The sequence below is a fragment of the Agrobacterium sp. Ap1 genome, assembly GCF_017313375.1.
Taxonomy (GTDB): Bacteria; Pseudomonadota; Alphaproteobacteria; order Rhizobiales; family Rhizobiaceae; genus Neorhizobium; species Neorhizobium cellulosilyticum.
The window spans coordinates 21,264-44,270 of the sequence record NZ_JAFLMY010000003.1; the positions used below are offsets into that span (position 1 = coordinate 21,264).

Genomic DNA, 23,007 nt, shown 5'->3' on the forward strand with positions numbered 1-23,007 from the left:
TCATGACCGATATGAAGAAAACCAGCCTGACGCTCGGGCCGGTCTATTATCTCTGGAATGCGGAAAAGTGGCGGGACTTTCATTTCCGTATTGCTGACGAGGCGCCAGTGGACCGGGTGGTGATCGGCGAAACCGTTTGCTCGAAACGCCAGCATTTCATCGAGCCGCATCTGGCCGAAGTGGTGGAGCGTCTGGAAAGCGCCGGAAAGACGGTGATTCTATCGACCCTTGCGCTGGTGACGCTCAACCGTGAGAGCAAGCAGATCCGCGAAATGGCCGAAGTCAGCGAGCATCTGATGGAAGCCAACGATCTCTCGGCGCTGGCGATCCTGAAGGACAAGCCGCACACGATCGGGCCGCTGGTCAATGTCTATAACGCGCCGACCGCGAGATTGCTCGCGAGCCGCGGCGCAACACGCATCTGTCTGCCGCCGGAACTGCCTTTCTCTTCGGTGAAGGAAATCACTGCCGAATTGCCGGATATCGATTTCGAGGTCTTTGCCTTCGGCCGCATGCCGCTTGCCATTTCCGCACGCTGCGCCCATGCCCGCTCCAAGGGCAAGATCAAGGACAATTGCCAGTTCGTCTGCGGTGAGGACCCGGATGGGCTGCCGGTGCGCACGCTCGACCGACAGTCCTTCCTGGCGCTGAACGGCGTGCAGACCGTGTCGCATGCCTGCCAGTCGCTTCTGGGCGAACTGGATCATCTAGTCGAAGCCGGGGTGCGCTCGTTCCGCCTGTCGCCGCAGGATTGCGACATGGTGGCGGTGGCAAAACTGCATCGTGCGGTTCTGGACGGAGCGGTGGATGCAGATGCAGGTGTTGCAAAACTTCGGCAGCTCTACGCCGCAGCCCCGCTCGCCAACGGTTTTCACCACGCCAAGGAAGGCGCGGTCTGGGTGGCGCGCACCCGCAGCCTGCAGGCCGCATGGCCGGCTTGATTACAGAAGTGAGTTGGGGGCAGCCCCGTGAAGGGCTGCCTCAGACTTCAAAAATCTCGTCGAAGCTTTCCGGAAAATTCTGGCGGGCCACTCTTTCGTTGATGACGAGCAGCGATTCGTAGGACAGCGGATCGAAATCCTTGTCGGCCGGCATCACTTCACGGCCGAAAAGAAGGCAGAGCCGTGCGGCATCGAGATTGCCGCGCTCGAAGGGCTGGTCGCCGAAATAGAACCAGAGTGCATGCAGGAAGGCCGCATCGACGCGGTGTTCCTTGGTGCCCGGCCGCGCCTTGCGGGGGATCGCCTTCAGCGGCGTGACCCCCTTGGGATTGGCGCGACGGATGGTGAACTGGGTTCCAGTCCCTGGCAGGCCGCCCGGAAAACCGCGATGTTTGGTCATTTCGGGCAGGTTTGCCATGTCTCGGTCCTTTACGTTTTTGCGACCTTATCGGCCGTCTTGGTGTCGAAATCGGCAGCGTCGTGACGCTCGTGCAGCTGTTCGGAGGGATCACCCGACATGCGGTTGACCATGCGCCCACGCTTTACCGCCGGCCGGGCGAAAACTTCCGCCGTCCAGCGCTGCAGGTGCGTATAACTCTGAACGTCGAGAAAGTCACCGGCATCGCCATAGGCCTGGCCGAGCGCCAGATTGCCGTACCACGGCCAGATCGCCATGTCGGCAATCGTGTATTCCTTGCCTGCCATGAACTGGTTTTCGGCAAGATGCCGGTCGAGCACGTCGAGCTGGCGCTTTGTTTCCATCGCGTAGCGGTCGATCGCATATTTGATCTTGATCGGTGCATAGGCATAAAAATGGCCGAACCCGCCGCCGACGAAGGGCGCCGAGCCCATCTGCCAGAACAGCCAGTTCAGCGTTTCGGCCCGCGTGCGAACATCGGTCGGCAGGAAGGCGCCGAATTTTTCCGCCAGATAGGTCATGATCGAAGCCGATTCGAACAGGCGGATGGGTTTGCCACCATCCCTGGGCGCATGGTCCATCAATGCCGGGATCTTCGAGTTCGGATTGATATCGACGAAGCCCGAACCGAACTGGTCGCCCTCACCGATCCTGATCAGCCAGGCATCGTATTCGGCGCCGGGATGGCCTGCCGCCAGAAGCTCTTCGAGCAGGATCGTCACCTTGACGCCGTTCGGCGTGCCGAGCGAATAAAGCTGCAGCGGGTGTTTTCCGACCGGCAGTTCCTTGGTCTGGGTCGGGCCGGCGATCGGCCGGTTGATATTGGCAAACTGGCCGCCATTACCCTTTTCCCAGGTCCAGACCTTTGAAGGTTCGTAGCCTGCGGGGAAATTGTCGGCGGGGGATTTATCGGTCATCGAAATCTGTCCTTGCTCATCGCGCCATAAAAGCGGCTTGCGCCGGGTCCAATATAGGAACTGGCTGGCCACCTGCTACCGCCGACTTCTATAAAGATGATAGCTGTCAGGCGAGGCGCATTTTTTCATGCGGCACAAGGGAAATGAGCAAAAGTTTGCTCCCTGAAATATTTCTCATTTGTCAATCAAGCCCAGTCGCATAACTGCTTTTGCACGGTTATGGTTGTCGAGGCTGGAATGAACACCCCATGACCTGGCCTGCCGAAACGGCGGCCGGGCGGTTCCGGGCAATAGGGAAGGAAAACGAAATGCAGGCTCTTGTACTGGAGCAAAAAGGCAAGCTGGCGCTGAGGGAGATCGATCTTCCGCTGGAGGTTGGGCCGGGCGACGTGAAGATCGAGATCGACACCGTCGGCGTCTGCGGCAGCGACGTGCACTATTACACTCACGGTGCGATCGGCCCCTATGTGCTGCGCGAGCCAATGGTGCTGGGCCACGAGGCTGCCGGAACGGTGGTCGAGATTGGCTCGGAGGTGAAGAACCTCAAGGTCGGCGACCGTGTCTGCATGGAGCCGGGCATCCCGAACCTTTCGTCGCGGGCCTCGAAACTCGGCCTTTATAATGTCGATCCTGACGTACGCTTCTGGGCCACACCGCCGATCCATGGTGTGCTCGCACCCTATACCGTCCACCCCGCCGCCTTCACCTACAAGCTACCCGACAATGTGTCTTTCGAAGAAGGCGCAATGGTCGAGCCTTTTGCGATCGGTATGCAGGCGGCGACCCGCGCCAGATTGCAGCCGGGCGATGTGGCGGCCGTCATCGGCGCCGGCCCGATCGGCATCATGGTGGCGCTGGCGGCTCTGGCCGGCGGCTGCGCCCGCGTGTTCGTTTCGGATCTGAGCGCCGACAAACTGAAGATCGCCGCGCAATATCCGGGCATCATCCCGGTCAATGTTCGTGAGCAGTCGTTTGCCGATGTGATTGCAGAGGAAACGTCCGGCTGGGGCGTCGATGTCGTGTTCGAGGCAAGCGGCAGCCCCAGGGCCTATCAGGGCATGTTTGATCTCGTGCGGCCCGGCGGCGCCTTCGTTCTGGTCGGCCTGCCCGTTGAGCCGGTGCCGTTCGACGTGGCAAGCGCGATCTCCAAGGAAGTGCGCATCGAGACCGTCTTCCGTTACGCCAACATCTTTGACCGGGCGCTGGAACTGATCGCCTCGGGCAAGGTCGACCTCAAGCCTTTGATCACCGGCACGTTCGATTTCAAGGAATCGATCGCCGCCTTCGAGCGTGCTGCCGCCGGACATGCGTCCGACGTCAAGCTGCAGATCAAGGTGAAAGCTTAAAAGCTCGATCAGGCCGCCTGCCAGAAACGGCGGGCGGTCGTTTGCTCCGAAATCGGCTTGGTGCCCCGGAGCGGCACGTGCCGCAGCATTTCGAGCGCGAAATTGCGGGCGTTCTGCCTTGCCTTGTCGAGATTGCTGATCCGGCTTTCGTCCATCGTGTGCAGCGTGCCGCCGAGATCGAAGATATCGCGGAAGGCGGCGCGTTCGATGATCGGCGTGCCGAGCACCTCGACGCCCCGTTCCAGAAGCAGCATTTTGACAGCCAGAAGCGCGCGCGTCGTCACCATCGAGTTGACGCGGGTGAGCACCACCGAATGCGGAACCTTGATGCCTGCCTTGTCATCGAGGAAGCGCAGGAGTTCCAGCACGTTCGCGCCGCCCTGGGCATCCATGGCGCAGCCCTGGATCGGGATCAGCACATGGTCGGAAAGGCCGATCGCCTTGGCTAGCAGCGGGCTCTGCGCGCCCGGAAGGTCGACGATGAAATAATCCGTCGTGTAGCGGTTGTCGGCGATATGCCGCTCGATCGATGCCTGCGTCACATAGGAAATCACGTTGAGGCGCGGCAGGCCGGGCGAAAGCTGGTGCCAGCGCGAGATCCAGCGCTGCGGATCGGCATCGAGCACGGTCACGCGGTAACCGACCTGTGCAAGCTCGGTTGCAAGCAAAAGCACCGCAGTCGTCTTGCCGGCGCCGCCCTTGGTATTAGCGAAAGTGATGACGGGCATTCGTAAGGGAACCTGTTCGGCTGCGAGCCGATAATGGCTCTGGCCGCACCCTCATGATGCGCGGGGCCTATTGTTGGTGGATATGGTTAATGTGGGGTGAAGATTGGGGTGTGGTTTTGTCGGAGGATGCTGTCGGCCCAATGCGGACATTGAAAAAACGGTCAAAAAGTAGATACGGGGGCGCTGCCGCGATGAAACGCCCTCGATTTGTCAAAGCCCCATATCGCGAGACGGTCCATGACTTTTCGTAAGAGACATGTGATGCCCGCAACTTACAAGATCTGTGTATGATCTGCGCCGCGTGTTTGGAGCGAATATGGCGATTGAGTCCCTATATTGGAAAGAAGAGCTTGCCCGGATCGCGAAGAGCATTCGCCCGACTTCCAAGCCGAAGCGTTGGTCGGAGCGTGCCGTTTGCGTAGTTGAGCGCGATGTGATGATTGGTTTTTTTATCGTCCGCAGGATGGTCGAATTGCATAAGGTGTCTTCAAAGATATCGAAAATGCAACTGGATTTGTTCTGCGCACCCGTCGCAAAGAATGTGACGAAGATGAACCGATTTACGCTTGACGAAAACTACGACTGGAATGGGGAAAGAGCCGAGCGTAAGTCGGTGGCCTACATCTGCAACCAGTGCATCCATGCCTATATTAGCTTTGTGGATCGCGGCCCCGACAGGAATTGGTCAAATCTGCTCGTGGCCTCGGACTACGACCGCAACAACGTCATTTGGCGAGTTCCATTCAAGACAATAAGCCCCCTATTCGAAGCGGTGTCGAACGACTGGCCCGTGTCCATGGAAATGATCTACGAAGCAAAACTAGCCGATTACAAAGTGACTACGGACTGAACGAGAAGGCATGCTGTCAGTCGGGAAATCGACCTGATCGATGGCCATATCTCGCCCAAGGTGAGATATAGTCGATGACCATCCGACGGCCGCTTGTGGCGCGAAGTAGACGTGATCCCACGCTTTTCGATCGAGATGTAAAGCAAGCTAAACATTTCGATCGTTTCGCTATGTAAAGGAAACTTTACAGGAGCGAGATATGCACAGAGGTCGTTTCATTGTCGAATTCAGCGCGAGCATGGCCGCCTATATGGTCGTGCTGGTCGGATCCGTATGGTTTCTCAATATCAGCGAGATTGAGGGTGGTTGGAAAACCGTTGTTGCGCTGACGCCTATGTTGCCGGGGGCGGCTGTGGCGCTGTCCGTCATGAGGCAGGTGAGGTCGTCTGATGAACTTCAGCACCGGATCCAGCTCGAAGCACTGTCATTGGCCTTTGCTGGAACCGCTCTGGTCACCTTCAGCTACGGGTTTCTCGAAAATGTCGGCTACCCGAAGCTTTCGATGTTTTTCGTCTGGCCGCTGATGGCGGTGCTTTGGATGGTCGGCGGCCTGATCAGTGCCCGGCGCTTTCGATGAAGAACAGGTTGAAGGCTCTCCGCATCGAGAAAGGCTGGTCGCAGAGCGAGCTTGCGGCCCGGCTTTCTGTATCGCGCCAGACGGCCAACGCGATCGAAAATGAGCGTTACGATCCGAGCCTGCCGTTGGTATTTGCCATTGCCCGCGTGCTGGAGCGCAGGATCGAGGATATTTTCGAAGAGTGATCGCGGCCGTTTCAGGCGTTACCGCCGCTTGTCCGCCGCCAGTATCTCCCGTGCGATCTGGTCGAGTGGTACGATGCGGTCGACGCCGCCATGGGCGATGGCTTCCTTCGGCATGCCGAACACGACCGAGCTTGCCTCGTCCTGCGCCACCGTGAATGCGCCGGCCTGGTGCATTTCGTTCATGCCGCGCGCGCCGTCGTCGCCCATTCCGGTCATGATCACGCCCATCGCGTTAGCACCAGCAGAGCGGGCGGCGGAGCGGAACAGTACGTCGACCGAGGGCCGGTGTCGGCTGACCAGTGGGCCTTCCCGGACGGAAACCTCGTAGCGTGCACCGCGGCGCTCGAGCAGCATGTGTTTGTCACCCGGCGCAATCAGGACATGGCCGCGAAGCACCGGATCGCCGTTGACGGCTTCCTTCACCTCGACTTCGCAAAGACTGTTCAAGCGCTTGGCAAAGGCGGCGGTAAACTTTTCCGGCATGTGCTGGACGATGACCATGCCCGGCGAATTTGCCGGCAGCGCTTCCAGCAGTTCGCGCAGCGCTTCGGTGCCGCCGGTCGAGGCGCCGACGCAGACGACCATTTCCGTCGTCTTCGCCATCGCGCCGATCTTCGGCGGCGGCAGCACGGCATCCGCCGTCAGCTTGCCCTGGACGGGACGTTCCTTTAGGCGGCTTGCGCGCAGTTTCGAAATGCTGGCGCGCGCCGCACCCTTCACCGTCTGGCGGATCTGCTCGGCATGTTCGGCCAGGTGGTCGGCAGCGCCGATCTTCGGCTTGAGGATGATGTCGACAGCTCCGGCCTCAAGCGCCTGCATCAGCGTTTCCGAGCCGGTTTCGGTCAGGGACGAGCACATCACTACCGGGATCGGATGCTGCGACATCAGTTTGCGCAGGAAGGTGATGCCGTCCATCTGCGGCATCTCGACATCGAGTGTGATGACGTCCGGTATTTCGTCGCGCAGTTTCTTGGCGGCCATGAACGGGTCGTTGGCAACCCCCATGATCTCGATATCCGGGTCTTCCGACAAAAGAGTCGAGAGCGTCTGCCGCACGCTCGCCGAGTCGTCGACGATCAGGACACGAATTTTACCGCCCATGCTTTGCCTATATCCGCTTGAAGATTGTGTTGGCGACCTGCCGGATCGGCAGATCGAAGCCGCTGACGGTTTCCGAATGACCGATGAACAGGTAACCGCCAGGTACCAGGCTGTTGCATAGCCGGGTCAGGACCTGCTGTTGGGTCTGTTTGTCGAAATAGATCAGCACGTTGCGGCAGAAGATGATGTGCATCGGATCGCCGATCGGATATTTCGCATCCATCAGGTTCATTCGCGCGAACCCGACCTTCTGGCGCAGCATCGGCGCGACCCGCATTTCCTGCCGATGCGCATTGGCCGCCCGCATGACATAGCGGCGCATCATGTCGGGCGGTACAGGCGCCATCATGTCGGACGAATAAATGCCCTTCTGCGCCTTCTGCAGCACATCGGTGGAAAGGTCCGTCGCCAGGATGAAATAGTCCCGGTCCGGCGCCTGCGATTGCAGGTAATCGGACATCACCATGGCCAGCGTGTAGGGCTCAGCCCCCGTCGAGCAGGCGGAACTCCATATGCGGAGTCGTCGCTCGGAAAACTGCCGCACGATATCGCCAAGCGCCACGTCCCGCATGTAGTCGAAATGTTTCGGTTCGCGGAAGAAGTCTGTCTTGTTGGTCGTGACCGCATCAATCAGGTAGATGGCCTCGCGCTCGATGCCGCCCTGATTGAAGAGATAGTCGCAATAGTCGTCGAAAGTGGCGATGCCCGTGACCCTGAGCCGGCGGCGAAGCCGGCCTTCGAGCATGGTGGACTTGCTCAGCGGCATCTTGATGCCGCTGTAGCTGTAGATGAATTTCGACAGCGCCTCGAAATTGCGCTTGCTGAGCTGATCGTCCAGTGGCTGTGTCTTTAATGCTGCGTTCACGCTGGAATCCGTCATGCAACCTGTGATCTGGGCGCGACGCCGGCAAGCGCCGGGCCGGTATCGGAAAATAGCCGGGCGAGATCGATGATGACGACAAAGCCGCCATCCTTGCGCACCACGCCGGCGATATAGTCTGATCGCCAGCGAATGCCGATATCGGGCGCATTTTCGATCTGCTCGGACCGGAACGGCACGACTTCATAGACCCGATCGGCGACCAGCCCGAGCGCCAGAACCTTGTCGCCGATCGGCACGTCGAGAACCAGCATGCGCGTATGCGGCGTGCGTGCGGTCGGGCTCATGCCGAGCCGGATCCGAAGATCGATGATCGGCACGCCCTGTCCGCGGACATCGCGCAGGCCGAGAAGATAATCCGGCCCGTGCGGGATCTTGAAGGCGTCCTCGTGGTCGAGGATTTCCCGCACCACCTCGACAGGCACGGCGAAGATCTCCTCGCCGAGACTGAAAGTTACGAACTGGGATTCAGATGATGCGGCCATGGTTTAAGCGCTTTCCCGGAAATCGGCGTCGTCGCTATCGGGGCCGCCCATCGACATGTCGAGGGCAAAACCCTTGGCGCGGGCCTGTTGCGACTTGATGCCGTTCGCCGATGAGGCACTCGTCCGCTGTGCCTGCGGGGCAGGCTTGTAGGCCGGTGCCTTGGCAGCCGGTGCCGCACGGGTGCGGGAGCCGGCCTGATCGACCTTGAAGAAGGAGATCGAGGCCTGCAGCTCTTCGGCCTGGGCCGCAAGTTCTTCAGAGGTCGAGGACATTTCCTCCGACGAGCCGGCGTTCTGCTGGGTCACCTTGTCGAGTTGCTGGATGGCTTCGTTGATCTGGCTGGCACCGATATCCTGCTCGCGGCAGGCGGCGGAGATTTCCGAAACCAGTTCGGCGGTCTTGTGGATCGCGGGCACCAGCTTGTTCAGCATGTCGCCGGCCTCGGCGGCCGTCTGCACCGTCTCGCCGGAAAGCGAGCTGATCTCGGCGGCAGCAGCCTGCGAACGCTCGGCAAGCTTGCGCACTTCCGAGGCAACGACGGCAAAACCCTTGCCGTGTTCGCCGGCACGCGCGGCTTCGACGGCGGCATTCAGCGCGAGAAGGTCGGTCTGGCGGGCGATTTCCTGAACGATCGAGATCTTTTCGGCAATCGTGCGCATGGCGCCGACGGCTCGGGCAACGGCTTCGCCGGATGCTTCGGCATCCTTGGAAGACTGGCGGGCGATCTTTTCGGTCTGGGCAGCGTTATCGGCGTTCTGCTTGATGTTGGCGGCCATCTGTTCCATCGAGGCGGAAGCCTCTTCGGCCGACGATGCCTGCTCGGTTGCACCCTGCGAGAGCTGTTCCGAGCTGGAGGACAGTTCCTGGCTACCGGACGAAACGTTGTCGGCAGCGGCAAGCGCGTCGGCCACGACGCCGCGCAGGCGCTGGACCATGCTTTCGAGTGCGATGCCGAGCGTATCCTTGTCGGAAAGCGGCTTCGGCGTGACGGTCAGGTTGCCATTGGCAATCTGGTCGGCGATATCGGCCGTATTGCGCAGATTGGCGGTCATCACGTTGATGGTGTTGACCAGATCGCGGATTTCATCGTTGGACTTGATCTGGACGTCCTGGTTGAGATCGCCGATCGAAACGGCCTCTGCAACGCCCATGATCTTCCGCAGGCCGTTGCTGATGCTGAGTGCAATCCACAGAGCTGCAACGATTGCGATGAGCAGTGCGATTGCGGCCAGGCCGACGATGAAGTTGCGGGTTGTTGTATACTGATCGTTGGTATCCGCATCGGCCTTCTGCATGGCCGCGCGGCTTGCATCGGCGCGTGCATTTGCCAACTCTTCGATCGCGTCGACCGTTGAGCGTCCTTCGGTCGTCGCCAGCCGCACTGCTTCGGCACCGTTGCTGGATTTAGCCAGTTCGCGAATTTTGTCATCGATCGCAAACAGCTTGTCACCGAGATCGCCGACATCCTGCCAGGACTTGCGGCCTTCGTCAGATGTTGCGGCTGCAATCAGCCATGCGATCTCTTCCTTGAATTTCACACGGTTGGTGTCGCTGGCCTTGAGATAGCTGTCGACATCAGCCGAGGTGGTCGCTGTGGCCATGTTCATCTGGGCGCGGACGATGCGCAGCTGCAGCGCGCCGACATTCTGCGCATGTTCGAGCCGCTTTGCGGGGCCCGCGATGAGTTCGGAGATGGCGGTGTTGAGGTTGGAGAGGCTGAAGATGCCGTAACCGGCGGTCAATGCCAGAAGGACAATCATCAGTCCGAAAGACAACGCCAGCTTGAGTTTGATGGTGAAGCGCAAGGAAATACCCCGATATGCATGGATGGCGACGTGGAGCTTTCAACCTCGATGGTGAAAGCTGAATGGATCGGTATTCGGGCAAGACATTCGCCCCGGAACCTCAATTCAAACCGGTCTGACGTCGACGCATACACACGGCGGCGGTGGTCCGGGCCACAAGGCAGCCAGGACCAGCTATTTTGTTCTCAAGCGCTTTCGCGGAAGTGCTGGTCGTCCGCGTCCGGGCCGCCCATCGACATGTCGAGCGCAAAACCCTTGGCCTTGGCCTGTTGAGCATGGACGGAATGGCCGCTCTGAGCCGATGCCCGGTAGGCGGGCTTTGCAGCAGCGCGCGGGGCAGGGGCGGCAGATCGTTTGGGTGCCGGTTTTGCGCCCGCCTGATCGACGCGGAAGAAGGCGATCGATGCCTGAAGCTCTTCAGCCTGGGAGGCGAGCTCTTCCGACGTTGCCGACATTTCTTCCGATGCGCCGGCATTCTGCTGGGTCACCTTGTCGAGCTGCTGGATGGCTTCGTTAATCTGCGAAGCACCAATATCCTGCTCGCGGCAGGCGGCGGAGATTTCCGAGACCAGTTCAGCGGTCTTCTGGATGTCCGGAACGAGGCGGTTCAGCATTTCGCCGGCTTCGGTTGCGACCTGAACGGTATCACCCGAAAGCGCGCTGATTTCAGCGGCGGCAGCCTGAGAACGCTCGGCGAGCTTGCGCACTTCCGAAGCAACGACCGCAAAGCCCTTGCCGTGTTCGCCGGCGCGTGCAGCCTCGACCGCGGCGTTAAGGGCCAGAAGATCTGTTTGACGGGCAATTTCCTGAACGATGGAAATCTTTTCGGCGATCGTCCGCATCGCGCCGACGGCACGGTTAACGGCCTGACCAGAGGCTTCTGCATCCCTTGAGGATTGACGCGCGATCTTTTCCGTCTGGGCGGCGTTGTCGGCGTTCTGCTTGATATTGGCAGCCATCTCTTCCATCGAGGCGGAGGCTTCTTCGGCCGAGGATGCCTGTTCGGTCGCGCCCTGCGAAAGCTGTTCGGAGCTTGCCGAAAGTTCTTGGCTGCCCGAAGAGACGTTGTCGGAGGCCGACAGCGCATCACCGACCACGCCGCGCAGGCGCTCGATCATCGTGTTGACGTAAGTGAGCAGGTCGCCGATCTCGTCCTTGCTGGAAATTGTCGCAAAGCGGGTAAGATCGCCTTCGGCAACGTTCTGCACCGCGCTGACTGCGTTGCGCAGACCCTTGTTGATGCTCAGCGCGATCCAAAGCGCGGCAAGCGTTGCGATCAGAAAGGCCGCCGCAGCAACCGAGATCATGATCATCCGGGTCTGGGCATAGTCGACATCAGCCTGTTCGTCAGCGGCCTGAAGACGGCTGTCCTCAAGCTTGATGACTTCTGCGAGAAGAGCGTCGATCTGGTTGATCACTACGCGTGCTTCGTTGCTGGAGACCTGATTGGCACCGGTCTGGTCGCCTGCCAGCATAAGGGCGCGGATGCGATCGTCCTGTTTGCGGAATTCTGCGGTGAAGCCAGAAAGTTTGTCCCAGTAGACCTTGCCCTGCTCGGTCGCGCGCGCCTGGATCATCTGAAAGCTTTCGTCATAGGCCTTACGTGCCGCGTCGTTGCTTTCGATGTAGCGTTGCATGTCAGCATGAGTGGAAGCGAGCAGAAGGTTTTTCTGCTGGCGAAGCTGCTGCAATTGTTCGGCATTGAGCGTCTGCGTCAGCTTGAGACGCGTCGCCGGACCCTGGATAACCTGTTCCAGAGTATCGTTGAGGTTGCCGAGGCTGAAAATGCCATAACCGGCAGTCACGATCAGCATCATGATAATGAAGCCGAAGGCCGAAGCGAGCTTTAACTTGATCGAGGCACGCATATGTAATCTCCGTCAAATATGATCAACCGTGGGTCGGCGCGGTTGCGGAACGCTCGTGTCTGGCCGAAAAGATGACCTGCAGATTGGGAACGATGATGAATTCGCTTCCCCGCTTCACGAGGCAGTTGATGAAATCCGGGCGCCAGCGCATGCCCACACTTGGCGGCGGTTCGCTGGCGGATTGCAAAAGCGTGGTGACTTCATTCACCTTGTCTGTGCGGATACCTGCAAGTACCGGCTCCCCATCGATTTCGATCTCGATGACGATGATCCGGCTGTCGATGGTCGGCTTCGTCGCCTCCATGCCGAAAGCGAGGCGGATATCGGCAAGCGGAATGACCTTGCCGCGGAAGTTGATCACGGCACCGACAAAGGCCTTAGCGCCCGGAACACTGGTTTCCGGCAAGAGATCAAGGATTTCCTGAACGATGAAGGCTTCGAGCGCGAAGGTTTCGCCGGCGATCTCGAAGGTAAGCACCTCGAGTTCGTCGCGTCCTTCCCACAGATCTTCCGAAAGTTTTGCTAAGGCTTGGTTCATCCGGCTGCGCGCAGATGCGCCTCCTGCTGCTGGCCCTCGGCGACGAGGTGGCCGACATCGAGAATAAGAGCGACATCGCCGTCGCCTAGAATGGTGGCGCCTGAGAAGGTCGCCACGTCATGGTGAAGCTTCGACATGCCCTTGATGACCGTCTGATGGTCGCCGATGATCTGGTCGACGACCAGGCCGACGCGTTCCGAACCGGTGGATATGACGACCACCTTCTGGAAGGGATCGGGCGTCGTGTTTGTACGGAACAGATCGCGCAGGCGAAGGAAGGGAACGAGGCTGTCGCGCAGAGAGATGAAGCTGCGACCGCGAGAGCGCATGTCTTCCTCGATCGAGAGCTCGAGGCATTCCTCGACCGCCGAAAGCGGGATGACGTAGCGGCCGTTTCCGACACGCACGAGCAGGCCGTCAATGATGGCAAGCGTCAGCGGGATGGCGAGCGAAATCTCCGAACCTTCTCCCGGACGGCTGACGACGTTGATCGTGCCGCGGAGCGCGTCGATGGTGCGCTTTACCACGTCCATGCCGACGCCGCGGCCCGACAGGTTGGTGACCTGGCTCGCTGTCGAGAAGCCCGGCTGGAAGATCAGCTGGTAGAGTTCCTGATCGCTGAGGCTGGCATTGGCGGCTATGAGACCGGAGGATTCCGCCTTGGCGCGAACCCGCTCCTTGTTGATGCCGCGACCGTCATCCTTGATCGTGATAATCACTTCGCCGGCCTGCTGGCGGGCGGACAAGTGGATATGGCCGGCTTCTGTCTTGCCCGCTGCAAGTCGATCTTCCGGTGTCTCGAGACCGTGGTCACAGGAATTGCGGACCAGATGCACCAGTGGATCTGCCAAGCGTTCGATGACGCTCTTGTCTACTTCCGTGGTTTCACCCTCGGTGACAAGTTCGATCCTCTTGCCGGTTTCGTTCGCCAGATCGTGGACCAGGCGGCGGAAGCGGCTGAACAGATGCGTAACCGGCACCATGCGCAGGACCATCATCGTGTCGCGCAACTCGCCGGAAAGACGTTCGACGTCTTCGGACACGGCACGCAGCGTGAGATCGCCGCTGCCGCCTGCCAGCTGAGAGAGTCGCGACTGGGCAATCACCAGTTCACCGACCCGGTCCATCAGCTCGTCGAGCTTTTCGGCGGGAACGCGGACATTTTCATTTGCCTTGGCGGCTTTCGCGTCGCCCGGTGCTACCGGTGCTACCGGTGCTACCGGTGCTACCGGTGCTACCGGTGCCGCAGTGGCGGTCGGTGTTGCGGAAGCAACCGGAGCCGCTGCAACAGGTGCCGGTGCTGCGACAGTTGGCGTTTGTGCCGCAACTGCGATCTCTTCGACGGCCAGTTCCATATCGTCCATGACGAAGATGAACACGTCATCGATCGCGGAACGCGGCTGATCGGTCAGAAGCTCGACATCCCAGGAAACATGCAGGTCGGTCGGCACGAGTTCATCGAGCGCGGGAATGCCGGAACGGTCGGCGACAATGCGGCAGGTTCCGAGATCGCGCAGCTCGTCGAGCAGCGGCAGCGGATTGGTGCCGTTGGCCATGGCATTCTGCGGCAGGCTGAAACGGATCTTGAACAGTGTCTTGGCTGGAGCTGCAGCAACAGATGCTGCTGCCGGATCGCCGCTGCCGTCGACGGCGTGGCGCAGATTGGCAAGCAGTACCTCGCTCACTGCTTCATGATCGCCGGCAGGTGTCTCCACCAGCGCGCGCATGTGATCCTTGGCTTCGAGAACGGCGGTAACGAGCGCATGGGTTGCCGGAACCTCGCCCTTGCGCACCCGGTCGAAGGCCGTTTCGCAATGGTGGGTAAAGGCCGCAAGCGCCTCGAAGCCGAACATGGCACCGGAGCCCTTGAGCGTATGGAGGCCGCGGAAGACCGCGTCGACCTGATCCTTGTCGCCGAGATTCACATTGAGATCGAGAAGCCCTGCCTCGATCTGTTCCAGAAGCTCGGCTGCTTCTGTTCTGAATACCGCGATAGGATCAGGGAAGCTCATTTGCCGAGCACCTTCCTGGCGATCTTGACCAGGCTTTCCGGGTCGAAGGGCTTGGTGAGCCAGCCCGTTGCACCGGCAGCCTTGGCCTGCTGCTTGATTTCACCGTCGGACTCGGTGGTGAGGAAGATGACGGGCACACCCATATGTGCGGGCAGCTTGCGCAATTCCCGGATCATCGTCAGGCCGTCCATATTGGGCATGTTGAGGTCGGTGATGACCAGATCGAACTGCCCTGCATTCAGCTTGGCAATGCCATCGACCCCGTCGACGGCTTCCGTAACCTGGTAGCCGGCATTGGTCAGCGCGACCCTCGTGGTCAGGCGAATGCTCGCCGAGTCATCGACGGTCAGGATGTTGGCACTCATTGAATTTTCCCTTGATGAAGCCAGAATTTCGCGTCGTCGTCCGACATGCCTTCCAGGAAGCCGCTTCTGCGGAGCGTTTCGAGAAGTACACCGCTTGCCGGCTGCGCAAGCGTGATGATCTTGCCGGCCGTCCCGGCATAAACGCGGGCGGCCTCGACCATCTGAATGAAGCTGATATCGACCTGCACCTCATCCGAAAGCTCGATCTTGGCGGCCTCGTGTGCATCGATGAATTTCAGCATGTCCTCGCGTATGGGCACGATAGCCCGGACCGTCAGATTTTCGGGCAAGCGGAGGCATGCTTCATTTTGACTGGCAATATCCATACCTGCTCCAAAAGCCTTAGAATGTGCTGAAATGGTCTGCCAAATTTGAGACACTATGCTTAACCAGAGGTTAATTGGCGCCAGTGAGTTTTCATGTGCATTAGTCACAATTAGCGTTTAGCTAATGTTCATATCTCCCGAAAATTAACCACGAGCACTGAAACCAAAGGGGTGTTTTGACCCGGTTAACTGTCGCCGGGGCAGATTGCTTGCATGTGAGGACAACCCGTGCCCGGCTTTCACTGCCGGCGGAGAGTTGTCCCATAATGAACAGGGCAAATCGTTGCCGATAAGGGTGGAAAACCCCGGCAGAACGTGAAGGGTGGCCGAAGTGGCAGTTGCGGCAGTTTTGGTGAACAGAGCTGAGCCTTATGAAGGCTCGGCCTCGGTTTCTGGTCTTGTTGAGCGAATGGAGACCGCGAGGTCCCGTATCGAAGAGCGCTTTCTCGACGGGGGGGCCGCACTTCTTGCCGTCCTCGACGTTCTCAACAAGCTGATCGGATCGCTCGACCAGATTACCGGATCGCTCGACGAGGAAACGGCCAATGCCACCATGGCCGAATTGCAGCAGACTGTCGGCCGGCTTTCCGAACTCAGCGCAATCGAAACCGCGCGTCAGGCCGGTTTTGTCGATATTTCCGGGGCCGAACGCAATCTGCGGCCGCATGTGGCGGATATGCAGGAAACCATGCGCTATCTGCGCACCTTTGCAGTGACAGCCAAGATAACCGGCGCAGGCATTCCTGATTTCGCAGGCTTCGCTGAAGAAATTCTCGAACGCATCCAGACCGGGACAAGGCAGGTGAACGAGTTCGGCGACAAGTTGAAGTCGCTCGGTTCGGGCCTGGGTTCGGTCATGGAGCGCGGCGCAGCAACGGTTGAGCGTTATGAAGCGACCATTCCGGGTATCGTGACCGGTCTTTCGACCGGTGGCGTCGAGATCAGCGCTCAGCAGAAGGTATTGGTCGAGCGCGCCGCTCGCGTGCGCCAGATCGCGGCCGGCATTCAGGGCAAGCTTGCCTCCGTTCTATCTGCCATGCAGATCGGCGATATCACCCGCCAGCGCATCGAACATTGCCAGAGCACCTTGACGCTTCTCGACGGTTACCTTGAAACTGAAGCCGGAATGCTGATGGCAGCCGACCGGACAAACCTGTCGTCGATCATCACCAATCTTGTCGCTCTGCAGCTCAGCCAGTCAATCGACGATTTCGATCGTGATACGATGAAGATCGTCGAGACGGTGGCAAGCTTCCGTTCCGATCTCGGGGAGATTGATGGTCTGCGGCGGATGATGACCGAAGGTGGCGGCGATAACGCGATGCGCCGGCTTGAAGCCAATGTCGGCGTAGCGCGCGAGGCGGTCCAGGAAATCGAGGCCGTGGCGATGGAGGCGGGCGAACTCAGCCGCTCGACCGGAACCACAGTTCGCGAGCTGATCGATGGTGTCGGCCTGCTGCAACTGGTACGCACCGACATTCATTATATGGCGCTGAACACCAATCTGCGCTGCGGCAAGATCGGCGAGCACGGCAAGGCACTCAATGTCGTTACTGCCGAACTGCGCAATTTTGCGGCGCAGCTGGACGAAACGGCAGAGAAGGTGCTGGCCGAACTGAAGACCCTGGAAACGGCTTCCGACAAACTGAATATCGGTCATGAAGGCGATAGCCAGGAACTGCTGGACGATCGGCTGGCAAGGGCAATGCAGAGCATCCGCGAGGTCGGCGATCGGATGGATGCAGAAATGGATGGCCTGAGCGAGCAGAGCGGCGTCGCCATCGATCAGATGGAACACTCCCTGTCACGCCTCGATTTCAAGGCCGAACTCGGCGAAGTGCTGCGCAACTGCGCCGACGAGATTTCGATGGTCGAGGCGGCCGAACTCTCCGCCGACCTGGAACCGGTACTGGCCGATCTCGGCGCCCGCATCGGCAAGCTTTACACCATGGTTTCCGAACGTGAACTGCATGCAGCTGTTCTGGGCACCGCGCCTCCTGTTGAAGCGGCCGTTGTTGCGGCTGTCATGAGCGACGACGATATCGACGACGCCCTGTTCTGATGAGGCCTGATCTCGTCATCCGTCTCTGAGAGACACAGCCTGCGTCCCGCGGTGGCGGGGCGCGATTTATCGGCGCCTGCGCCTTGACCTTTGGCCGGCTCTGGGTCATTTGACGCCCTTGATTGAAAAGGCGCCCAAGGGTCTTACCCTGGCGGGACGAACCCCGGCGGCGTTAGCAAAGAGAACAAGACATGGCAAAGGCTACATCTTCGGCGCCGTCCCAGCGCATGCTTCGCGTTGGCGAACAGGTTCGCGCCGCCATCACCCAGGTTCTGCAGCGCGGCGAAGTGCGCGACGACCTGCTCGAAAAGACCGTTATCTCCGTATCGGAAGTGCGCATGTCGCCCGATCTGAAGATCGCGACCGCCTATGTGACGCCGCTCGGTCTTCCCGACCATGAGGCCGTGATTGCAGCGTTGAACCGCAACGCGAAATTCATTCGCGGCCGGCTCGGCGGCCAGCTTCGGCAGATGAAATACATGCCGGAAGTCCGCTTCCGCGACGATACCAGCTTCGACAACTACAAGAAGATCGACGAGCTGCTGCGCTCGCCCGAGGTCCAGCGGGATCTTGGTGCGACAGACGAAGACAAAGAATAATCTACTAAAGAGAACGCATGTCCAAACCACGCAAACCCAAGGGCCGGGCGGTTTCCGGCTGGCTTATCCTCGACAAGCCGGTGGACTTCGGTTCGACCGAAGCCGTGTCCAAGATCAAGTGGCTGCTCAACGCCCAGAAGGCCGGCCATGCCGGCACGCTCGACCCGCTTGCCTCCGGCATGCTGCCGATCGCATTGGGCGATGCAACGAAAACCGTGCCTTACGTCATGGACGGTCGCAAAATCTACGAATTTACCGTGACCTGGGGAGAGGAACGCTCGACCGACGATCTGGAAGGCGAGGTGACGGCTTCCTCCGACACGCGCCCGGCCGAACAGGCGATCCGCGATCTGTTGCCGAACTATACCGGCGTCATTCAACAGATCCCGCCGCAGTTTTCGGCAATCAAGATCGCCGGCGAGCGCGCCTATGATCTCGCCCGTGACGGCGAAACCGTCGAAATCCCGTCCCGCGAAGTCGAAATATTCCGTCTGACGCTGCTCGGTGTCGGTGAGAACGAGGCGCATTTCGAGGTCGAATGCGGCAAGGGCACCTATGTCCGTTCGCTCGCCCGCGATTTCGGCCGCGAACTCGGTTGCTACGGTCATATCTCCAATCTGCGCCGCACCTTCGTCGCGCCCTTCGGCGAGGACAAGATGGTGCCGCTTGCCGATCTGGTGGCGCTGGAAGAGATCGAGGACCGCGACGAGCGGCTTGCCGCTCTCGACGCCTATCTGATCGATACCGCCGAGGCGCTCTCCTCGTTGCCGCATCTGCCGGTGACCGAAGAGCAGGCCCACCGCATCAAGATGGGCAACCCGATCATTTTGCGCGGCCGCGATGTTCCGGTCGAAGAGCCGGAAGCCTATGCCACCGTGCGTGGCAAGCTGATCGCCATCGGCGAGATCGGCCAGGGCGAGTTCCGCCCGAAGCGCGTGTTCGGCTGATCCGGCGTGGCACCTCTTCCAATTAGAGCTTGAATGGTCTATAGGCAGCGCCAGCCAAGGGGCTGCCTTCGGGCATCGCCTTTGCATTCACGGCCAAGGCTGGACGACATCCCGGCCTTTGGCGACCCTATTTCCTCTTCACATAAAGGATCAGACGATGTCGATCACTGCAGAACGTAAGGCCGAACTCATCAAGGAATACGCAACCGTCGAAGGCGACACCGGTTCGCCGGAAGTCCAGGTTGCTATCCTCACCGAGCGGATCAACAATCTGACGGAACACTTCAAGGGTCACAAGAAGGACAACCACTCCCGTCGTGGCCTTCTGACCATGGTTTCGAGCCGTCGTTCGCTTCTTGACTACCTCAAGAAGAAGGACGAAGCCCGTTACACCAAGCTGATCACCAGCCTGGGCGTGCGCCGCTAACAAGTTCTCGGCGGGCTCTTCATCCGAAGGGTCCGCCGGATCTCTATTTCGGCACCTTTCGGGTGCCAGACTGAGGCGGACCCGGATGGGCCGGTTTCGCCACCAAAACCAGACCTGTCATGGGGCAGGATTGCCGGATGCTTTTGGCCGGAGCCGCAAAACGGCTTCGGTCAATCTGAAAAGCTTCTCGTTGTCTTGCCCGTGATGTGTCGCAATGACTGCGGTGGAATGTGTTGCCGCCTCTTAGCTTTGAGAAAAGCCGGGGCGAGACGCCGTTTCCCGCGTTGAAGGACAATATATGTTCAATACCCACTCCGTCGAAATCGAATGGGCCGGCCGTACGCTGAAGCTGGAAACGGGCAAGATCGCCCGCCAGGCTGACGGCGCGGTTCTCGCCACCTACGGCGAAACCGTCGTTCTCGCCACCGTCGTTTCGGCCAAGGCGCCGAAGCCGGGCCAGGACTTCTTCCCGCTGACCGTCAACTACCAGGAAAAGACCTATGCCGCCGGCAAGATCCCGGGTGGCTACTTCAAGCGCGAAGGTCGTCCGTCGGAAAACGAAACGCTGGTTTCGCGCCTGATCGACCGCCCGATCCGTCCGCTCTTCCCGGAAGGCTACAAGAACGACACCCAGGTCGTCGTTACCGTCGTCCAGCATGACCTCGAGAACAACCCGGACATCCTGTCCATGGTTGCAACCTCGGCTGCCCTGACGCTTTCCGGCGTTCCCTTCATGGGCCCGGTCGGCGGCGCACGCGTCGGCTACATCAACGGCGAATATGTCCTGAACCCGCATCTCGACGAGATGGAAGAGTCTGTTCTCGACCTCGTCGTTGCCGGCACCCAGGACGCCGTCTTGATGGTTGAATCGGAAGCCAAGGAACTGAACGAAGACGTCATGCTCGGCGCCGTCATGTTCGGCCACAAGGGTTTCCAGCCGGTCATCGACGCGATCATCAAGCTCGCTGAAGTGGCTGCCAAGGAGCCCCGCGACTTCCAGCCGGAAGACTATTCCGAACTCGAAGCCGAAATGCTGAAGCATTTCGAAGCCGAGCTGCGCGAAGGCTACAAGATCACCCAGAAGGCTGATCGTTACGCTGCCGTCGACGCCGTCAAGGCAAAGGTCAAGGCTCACTTCTTCCCGGAAGGCGTAGAGCCGAAGTACACTGCCGAAGTTATCGGCTCCGTCTTCAAGCACCTGCAGGCGAAGATCGTTCGCTGGAACATTCTCGACACCAAGAGCCGCATCGACGGTCGTGACCTCGTCACCGTCCGCCCGATCGTCTCGGAAGTCGGCCTCCTGCCGCGCACCCATGGTTCGGCTCTGTTCACCCGCGGTGAAACGCAGGCGATCGTCGTTGCCACCCTCGGCACTGGCGAAGACGAACAGTACGTTGACAGCCTGACCGGCATGTACAAGGAGCGCTTCCTGCTCCATTACAACTTCCCGCCCTATTCTGTTGGCGAAACCGGCCGCATGGGCTCCCCGGGCCGCCGCGAAATCGGTCACGGAAAGCTCGCATGGCGCGCTATCCGTCCGATGCTGCCTTCTGCTGAACAGTTCCCCTACACGCTGCGCGTCGTCTCCGAGATCACCGAGTCCAACGGCTCGTCCTCGATGGCAACCGTGTGCGGCACTTCGCTCGCTCTGATGGACGCCGGCGTTCCTTTGGCAAAGCCGGTTGCCGGTATTGCCATGGGCCTTATCCTCGAAGGTGACCGCTTTGCGGTTCTCTCCGACATTCTCGGCGACGAAGACCACCTCGGCGACATGGACTTCAAGGTTGCAGGTACTGCCGACGGCATCACGTCGCTGCAGATGGACATCAAGATTGCCGGTATCACCGAAGAGATCATGAAGGTCGCACTTGCCCAGGCACAGGGCGGTCGTACCCACATCCTCGGCGAAATGTCGAATGCGATCTCCGAAGGCCGTTCGCAGCTCGGCGAATTCGCCCCGCGCATCGAAGTGATGAACATCCCGGTCGACAAGATCCGTGAAGTCATCGGTTCAGGCGGCAAGGTCATCCGCGAAATCGTCGAAAAGACCGGCGCCAAGATCAACATCGAAGACGACGGCACCGTGAAGATCGCATCTTCCTCGGGCAAGGAAATCGAAGCGGCCCGCAAGTGGATCCACTCGATCGTTGCCGAGCCGGAAGTCGGCGTGATCTACGAAGGCACCGTTGTGAAGACCGCCGATTTCGGCGCCTTCGTCAACTTCTTCGGCGCCCGCGACGGTCTGGTCCACATTTCGCAGCTCGCTTCCGAGCGCGTTGCCAAGACCTCTGACGTCGTCAAGGAAGGCGACAAGGTTTGGGTCAAGCTGATGGGCTTCGACGAGCGCGGCAAGGTTCGTCTGTCGATGAAGGTCGTCGACCAGGCCACCGGCGAGGAAATCAAGAAGGCCGACGGCGACGCAGCCGCCGAATAAGCTTTCGCTTGATTGAAATCAGGGGCGCGGAAGTTTCTTCTTCCGCGCCTTTTCTTTATTCGTAGACGCACACACTACTCACTTAAGGTCCGCATCCATGAGCCGCGACGCCCTGAAAACCCTCTTCCATCCCTTCGTTACCGATGCCGTACCCATGCCCGGCGAAGGCGAGCGGGTGATCTTTCTCGGCGCCGAGGCCGGCAATGCAAGGCCGGAAGGCTTTGACGCGGAAATCACCTCCGTACAGCCGTTCCGCCCGCTGTTCCGCGCCCTACGCAACAACGCCTTTCCGGAGGCTGAGGGCGAGGATTATGACGGCGCGCTGGTTCTGTGCGGCAAGCATCGCGGTGACAACGAGAACCGCATTGCGGAAGCTCTGGCGCGCGTAAAGGTCGGCGGCCTGATCGTGGTTGCTGGCGGCAAGGAAGACGGCATCCAGCCGATCCGCACCATGCTGCTAAAACTCGGCATCATTCTCGACTACGCACCGAAATATCACGGTGTCGCCATCTGGTTCGCACGGCCGGAAGACGCAAGCGATGCGATCAAGGCGCTGAAGAAGACCGCTGTAACAGTCGAAGGGCGCTTCCAGGCGGCTCCGGGCATGTTCAGCCATGATCGCATCGATGCGGGCTCCGAGCTGCTCGCAGGCCGTTTCCCGACCGATTTCGATGGCAATGTCGCCGACTTCGGCGCCGGTTGGGGTTATCTTTCGGTGATGCTGGCGGAAAAGTCGCCGCGGGTGAACCGCATCGATCTCTTCGAGGCCGATTATCGGGCGCTGGAATTCGCCAAGCAGAACCTTGCGCATAATTGCCCCGATCTGCAGGCACGCTTCTTCTGGCAGGATCTCGGAGCCGAGCCGCCGAAGGAGAAGTATGACATGGTCATCATGAACCCGCCCTTCCACGAAGCGCAGGCCGCCGATCCGGAACTGGGTCGCACGATGATCCGCACCGCCGCTGCCGCGCTCAAACAGGGCGGTCGCCTGATGATAGTCGCCAATCGCGGCCTGCCCTACGAGCCGGTGCTCGCCGAAGCCTTCCGCGAATACGGCGAAACCTGCCGCAACTCGAAGTTCAAGGTCATGTGGGGCAAGAAGTAGGCGCCAAGGCGCTTCGAGAAAGCTCGATCGTTTCCATCCCTTGCCTAATTCACCGAATGCAAATTAAGGTTGCATTCGGTGGTGTGGAGC

23 protein-coding genes are annotated in these 23,007 nt (G+C 59.9%); 11 read left to right on the plus strand and 12 right to left on the minus strand.

Features of this window, described 5'->3' with window-relative positions; translation table 11 throughout:
- Positions 1 to 2: 2 nt before the first annotated feature.
- Positions 3 to 941: a ubiquinone anaerobic biosynthesis protein UbiV gene (ubiV, locus tag JZX87_RS06285; protein WP_148148582.1), complete on the plus strand. Its 939-nt coding sequence runs from the start codon at positions 3 to 5 to the stop codon at positions 939 to 941.
- A 40-nt stretch (positions 942 to 981) separates the two neighbouring features.
- Here the strand turns inward: ubiV and JZX87_RS06290 are convergent, their stop codons facing one another.
- Together JZX87_RS06290 and yghU are read right to left on the minus strand one after the other, a co-directional pair.
- Positions 982 to 1,359 carry a hypothetical protein gene (locus JZX87_RS06290; protein WP_206824652.1) on the minus strand — a complete coding sequence of 126 codons (378 nt, stop codon included), beginning with the start codon at positions 1,357 to 1,359 and terminating at the stop codon, positions 982 to 984.
- Between the two features lie 11 nt (positions 1,360 to 1,370).
- Positions 1,371 to 2,276, minus strand: a complete 906-nt coding sequence (gene yghU, locus JZX87_RS06295; RefSeq protein ID WP_206824654.1) for a glutathione-dependent disulfide-bond oxidoreductase — start codon at positions 2,274 to 2,276, stop codon at positions 1,371 to 1,373.
- Positions 2,277 to 2,584: 308 nt separating this feature from the next.
- Between yghU and JZX87_RS06300 the strand changes: the two genes are divergently transcribed.
- A complete protein-coding gene (locus tag JZX87_RS06300; protein WP_183823999.1) occupies positions 2,585 to 3,622 on the plus strand; it encodes an NAD(P)-dependent alcohol dehydrogenase in 1,038 nt (345 codons plus the stop codon).
- Between the two features lie 8 nt (positions 3,623 to 3,630).
- On the opposite strand, the gene JZX87_RS06305 is transcribed toward JZX87_RS06300, so the two are convergent.
- Positions 3,631 to 4,350 carry a ParA family protein gene (locus tag JZX87_RS06305; protein WP_183823997.1) on the minus strand — a complete coding sequence of 240 codons (720 nt, stop codon included), beginning with the start codon at positions 4,348 to 4,350 and terminating at the stop codon, positions 3,631 to 3,633.
- A gap of 316 nt (positions 4,351 to 4,666) precedes the next feature.
- On the opposite strand from JZX87_RS06305, the gene JZX87_RS06310 reads away from it, so the two are divergent.
- The 3 genes from JZX87_RS06310 (at position 4,667) to JZX87_RS06320 (ending at position 5,962) form a co-directional block, all read left to right on the plus strand.
- Positions 4,667 to 5,200, plus strand: coding sequence for a hypothetical protein (locus tag JZX87_RS06310; protein WP_206824655.1), 534 nt, complete (start codon positions 4,667 to 4,669; stop codon positions 5,198 to 5,200).
- Between the two features lie 199 nt (positions 5,201 to 5,399).
- Positions 5,400 to 5,777, plus strand: coding sequence for a hypothetical protein (locus JZX87_RS06315; RefSeq protein ID WP_183823993.1), 378 nt, complete (start codon positions 5,400 to 5,402; stop codon positions 5,775 to 5,777).
- Positions 5,774 to 5,962: a helix-turn-helix transcriptional regulator gene (locus JZX87_RS06320; RefSeq protein ID WP_206824658.1), complete on the plus strand. Its 189-nt coding sequence runs from the start codon at positions 5,774 to 5,776 to the stop codon at positions 5,960 to 5,962. Before JZX87_RS06315 ends, JZX87_RS06320 begins: the two co-directional genes overlap by 4 nt.
- An 18-nt stretch (positions 5,963 to 5,980) precedes the next feature.
- On the opposite strand, the gene JZX87_RS06325 is transcribed toward JZX87_RS06320, so the two are convergent.
- From JZX87_RS06325 to JZX87_RS06365, 9 genes are all read right to left on the minus strand, one after another.
- Positions 5,981 to 7,063, minus strand: a complete 1,083-nt coding sequence (locus JZX87_RS06325; protein WP_206824660.1) for a protein-glutamate methylesterase/protein-glutamine glutaminase — start codon at positions 7,061 to 7,063, stop codon at positions 5,981 to 5,983.
- A 7-nt stretch (positions 7,064 to 7,070) separates the two neighbouring features.
- On the minus strand, positions 7,071 to 7,943 hold the full coding sequence (locus JZX87_RS06330) for a CheR family methyltransferase (RefSeq protein WP_206824661.1): 873 nt from the start codon (positions 7,941 to 7,943) through the stop codon (positions 7,071 to 7,073).
- A complete protein-coding gene (locus JZX87_RS06335; RefSeq protein ID WP_206824663.1) occupies positions 7,940 to 8,428 on the minus strand; it encodes a chemotaxis protein CheW in 489 nt (162 codons plus the stop codon). Before JZX87_RS06335 ends, JZX87_RS06330 begins: the two co-directional genes overlap by 4 nt.
- A 3-nt stretch (positions 8,429 to 8,431) precedes the next feature.
- Entirely contained in the window at positions 8,432 to 10,234 is a 1,803-nt protein-coding gene (locus tag JZX87_RS06340) for a methyl-accepting chemotaxis protein (RefSeq protein WP_206824665.1), read from the minus strand.
- A 185-nt stretch (positions 10,235 to 10,419) separates the two neighbouring features.
- Entirely contained in the window at positions 10,420 to 12,102 is a 1,683-nt protein-coding gene (locus JZX87_RS06345; RefSeq protein WP_206824666.1) for a methyl-accepting chemotaxis protein, read from the minus strand.
- Positions 12,103 to 12,124: 22 nt separating this feature from the next.
- The gene (locus tag JZX87_RS06350; RefSeq protein WP_148146271.1) at positions 12,125 to 12,640 is read right to left on the minus strand and encodes a chemotaxis protein CheW; all 516 of its coding nucleotides are present in this window, start codon (positions 12,638 to 12,640) and stop codon (positions 12,125 to 12,127) included.
- Positions 12,637 to 14,652 carry a chemotaxis protein CheA gene (locus JZX87_RS06355; protein WP_206824667.1) on the minus strand — a complete coding sequence of 672 codons (2,016 nt, stop codon included), beginning with the start codon at positions 14,650 to 14,652 and terminating at the stop codon, positions 12,637 to 12,639. Before JZX87_RS06355 ends, JZX87_RS06350 begins: the two co-directional genes overlap by 4 nt.
- A complete protein-coding gene (locus JZX87_RS06360) occupies positions 14,649 to 15,017 on the minus strand; it encodes a response regulator (RefSeq protein WP_148146269.1) in 369 nt (122 codons plus the stop codon). Before JZX87_RS06360 ends, JZX87_RS06355 begins: the two co-directional genes overlap by 4 nt.
- Complete coding sequence (locus JZX87_RS06365) at positions 15,014 to 15,259, minus strand: hypothetical protein (protein WP_183684904.1); 246 nt, start codon at positions 15,257 to 15,259, stop codon at positions 15,014 to 15,016. Before JZX87_RS06365 ends, JZX87_RS06360 begins: the two co-directional genes overlap by 4 nt.
- 436 nt (positions 15,260 to 15,695) lie before the next feature.
- Here JZX87_RS06365 and JZX87_RS06370 point away from each other — a divergent pair, with 436 nt between their 5' ends.
- From JZX87_RS06370 to JZX87_RS06395, 6 genes are all read left to right on the plus strand, one after another.
- Complete coding sequence (locus tag JZX87_RS06370; RefSeq protein ID WP_206824671.1) at positions 15,696 to 17,405, plus strand: methyl-accepting chemotaxis protein; 1,710 nt, start codon at positions 15,696 to 15,698, stop codon at positions 17,403 to 17,405.
- Between the two features lie 191 nt (positions 17,406 to 17,596).
- On the plus strand, positions 17,597 to 18,004 hold the full coding sequence (rbfA, locus tag JZX87_RS06375) for a 30S ribosome-binding factor RbfA (protein ID WP_148146266.1): 408 nt from the start codon (positions 17,597 to 17,599) through the stop codon (positions 18,002 to 18,004).
- 17 nt (positions 18,005 to 18,021) lie between these two features.
- Positions 18,022 to 18,951 carry a tRNA pseudouridine(55) synthase TruB gene (gene truB, locus JZX87_RS06380; RefSeq protein ID WP_183993011.1) on the plus strand — a complete coding sequence of 310 codons (930 nt, stop codon included), beginning with the start codon at positions 18,022 to 18,024 and terminating at the stop codon, positions 18,949 to 18,951.
- Between the two features lie 157 nt (positions 18,952 to 19,108).
- Positions 19,109 to 19,378, plus strand: coding sequence for a 30S ribosomal protein S15 (gene rpsO, locus JZX87_RS06385; protein WP_112459048.1), 270 nt, complete (start codon positions 19,109 to 19,111; stop codon positions 19,376 to 19,378).
- Positions 19,379 to 19,676: 298 nt separating this feature from the next.
- On the plus strand, positions 19,677 to 21,812 hold the full coding sequence (pnp, locus tag JZX87_RS06390) for a polyribonucleotide nucleotidyltransferase (protein ID WP_148146264.1): 2,136 nt from the start codon (positions 19,677 to 19,679) through the stop codon (positions 21,810 to 21,812).
- A gap of 97 nt (positions 21,813 to 21,909) precedes the next feature.
- Positions 21,910 to 22,917: a class I SAM-dependent methyltransferase gene (locus JZX87_RS06395; RefSeq protein WP_206824673.1), complete on the plus strand. Its 1,008-nt coding sequence runs from the start codon at positions 21,910 to 21,912 to the stop codon at positions 22,915 to 22,917.
- Positions 22,918 to 23,007 lie beyond the last annotated feature (90 nt).

Excerpts from the sequence above, each read along its gene's own strand:
- ubiV (WP_148148582.1), top strand. The coding sequence starts at position 3 with ATGACCGATATGAAGAAAACCAGCCTGACGCTCGGGCCGGTCTATTAT.
- JZX87_RS06290 (WP_206824652.1), bottom strand. The coding sequence starts at position 1,359 with ATGGCAAACCTGCCCGAAATGACCAAACATCGCGGTTTTCCGGGCGGC.
- yghU (WP_206824654.1), bottom strand. The coding sequence starts at position 2,276 with ATGACCGATAAATCCCCCGCCGACAATTTCCCCGCAGGCTACGAACCT.
- JZX87_RS06300 (WP_183823999.1), top strand. The coding sequence starts at position 2,585 with ATGCAGGCTCTTGTACTGGAGCAAAAAGGCAAGCTGGCGCTGAGGGAG.
- JZX87_RS06305 (WP_183823997.1), bottom strand. The coding sequence starts at position 4,350 with ATGCCCGTCATCACTTTCGCTAATACCAAGGGCGGCGCCGGCAAGACG.
- JZX87_RS06310 (WP_206824655.1), top strand. The coding sequence starts at position 4,667 with ATGGCGATTGAGTCCCTATATTGGAAAGAAGAGCTTGCCCGGATCGCG.
- JZX87_RS06315 (WP_183823993.1), top strand. The coding sequence starts at position 5,400 with ATGCACAGAGGTCGTTTCATTGTCGAATTCAGCGCGAGCATGGCCGCC.
- JZX87_RS06320 (WP_206824658.1), top strand. The coding sequence starts at position 5,774 with ATGAAGAACAGGTTGAAGGCTCTCCGCATCGAGAAAGGCTGGTCGCAG.
- JZX87_RS06325 (WP_206824660.1), bottom strand. The coding sequence starts at position 7,063 with ATGGGCGGTAAAATTCGTGTCCTGATCGTCGACGACTCGGCGAGCGTG.
- JZX87_RS06330 (WP_206824661.1), bottom strand. The coding sequence starts at position 7,943 with ATGACGGATTCCAGCGTGAACGCAGCATTAAAGACACAGCCACTGGAC.
- JZX87_RS06335 (WP_206824663.1), bottom strand. The coding sequence starts at position 8,428 with ATGGCCGCATCATCTGAATCCCAGTTCGTAACTTTCAGTCTCGGCGAG.
- JZX87_RS06345 (WP_206824666.1), bottom strand. The coding sequence starts at position 12,102 with ATGCGTGCCTCGATCAAGTTAAAGCTCGCTTCGGCCTTCGGCTTCATT.
- JZX87_RS06350 (WP_148146271.1), bottom strand. The coding sequence starts at position 12,640 with ATGAACCAAGCCTTAGCAAAACTTTCGGAAGATCTGTGGGAAGGACGC.
- JZX87_RS06355 (WP_206824667.1), bottom strand. The coding sequence starts at position 14,652 with ATGAGCTTCCCTGATCCTATCGCGGTATTCAGAACAGAAGCAGCCGAG.
- JZX87_RS06360 (WP_148146269.1), bottom strand. The coding sequence starts at position 15,017 with ATGAGTGCCAACATCCTGACCGTCGATGACTCGGCGAGCATTCGCCTG.
- JZX87_RS06365 (WP_183684904.1), bottom strand. The coding sequence starts at position 15,259 with ATGCTGAAATTCATCGATGCACACGAGGCCGCCAAGATCGAGCTTTCG.
- rbfA (WP_148146266.1), top strand. The coding sequence starts at position 17,597 with ATGGCAAAGGCTACATCTTCGGCGCCGTCCCAGCGCATGCTTCGCGTT.
- truB (WP_183993011.1), top strand. The coding sequence starts at position 18,022 with ATGTCCAAACCACGCAAACCCAAGGGCCGGGCGGTTTCCGGCTGGCTT.
- rpsO (WP_112459048.1), top strand. The coding sequence starts at position 19,109 with ATGTCGATCACTGCAGAACGTAAGGCCGAACTCATCAAGGAATACGCA.
- pnp (WP_148146264.1), top strand. The coding sequence starts at position 19,677 with ATGTTCAATACCCACTCCGTCGAAATCGAATGGGCCGGCCGTACGCTG.
- JZX87_RS06395 (WP_206824673.1), top strand. The coding sequence starts at position 21,910 with ATGAGCCGCGACGCCCTGAAAACCCTCTTCCATCCCTTCGTTACCGAT.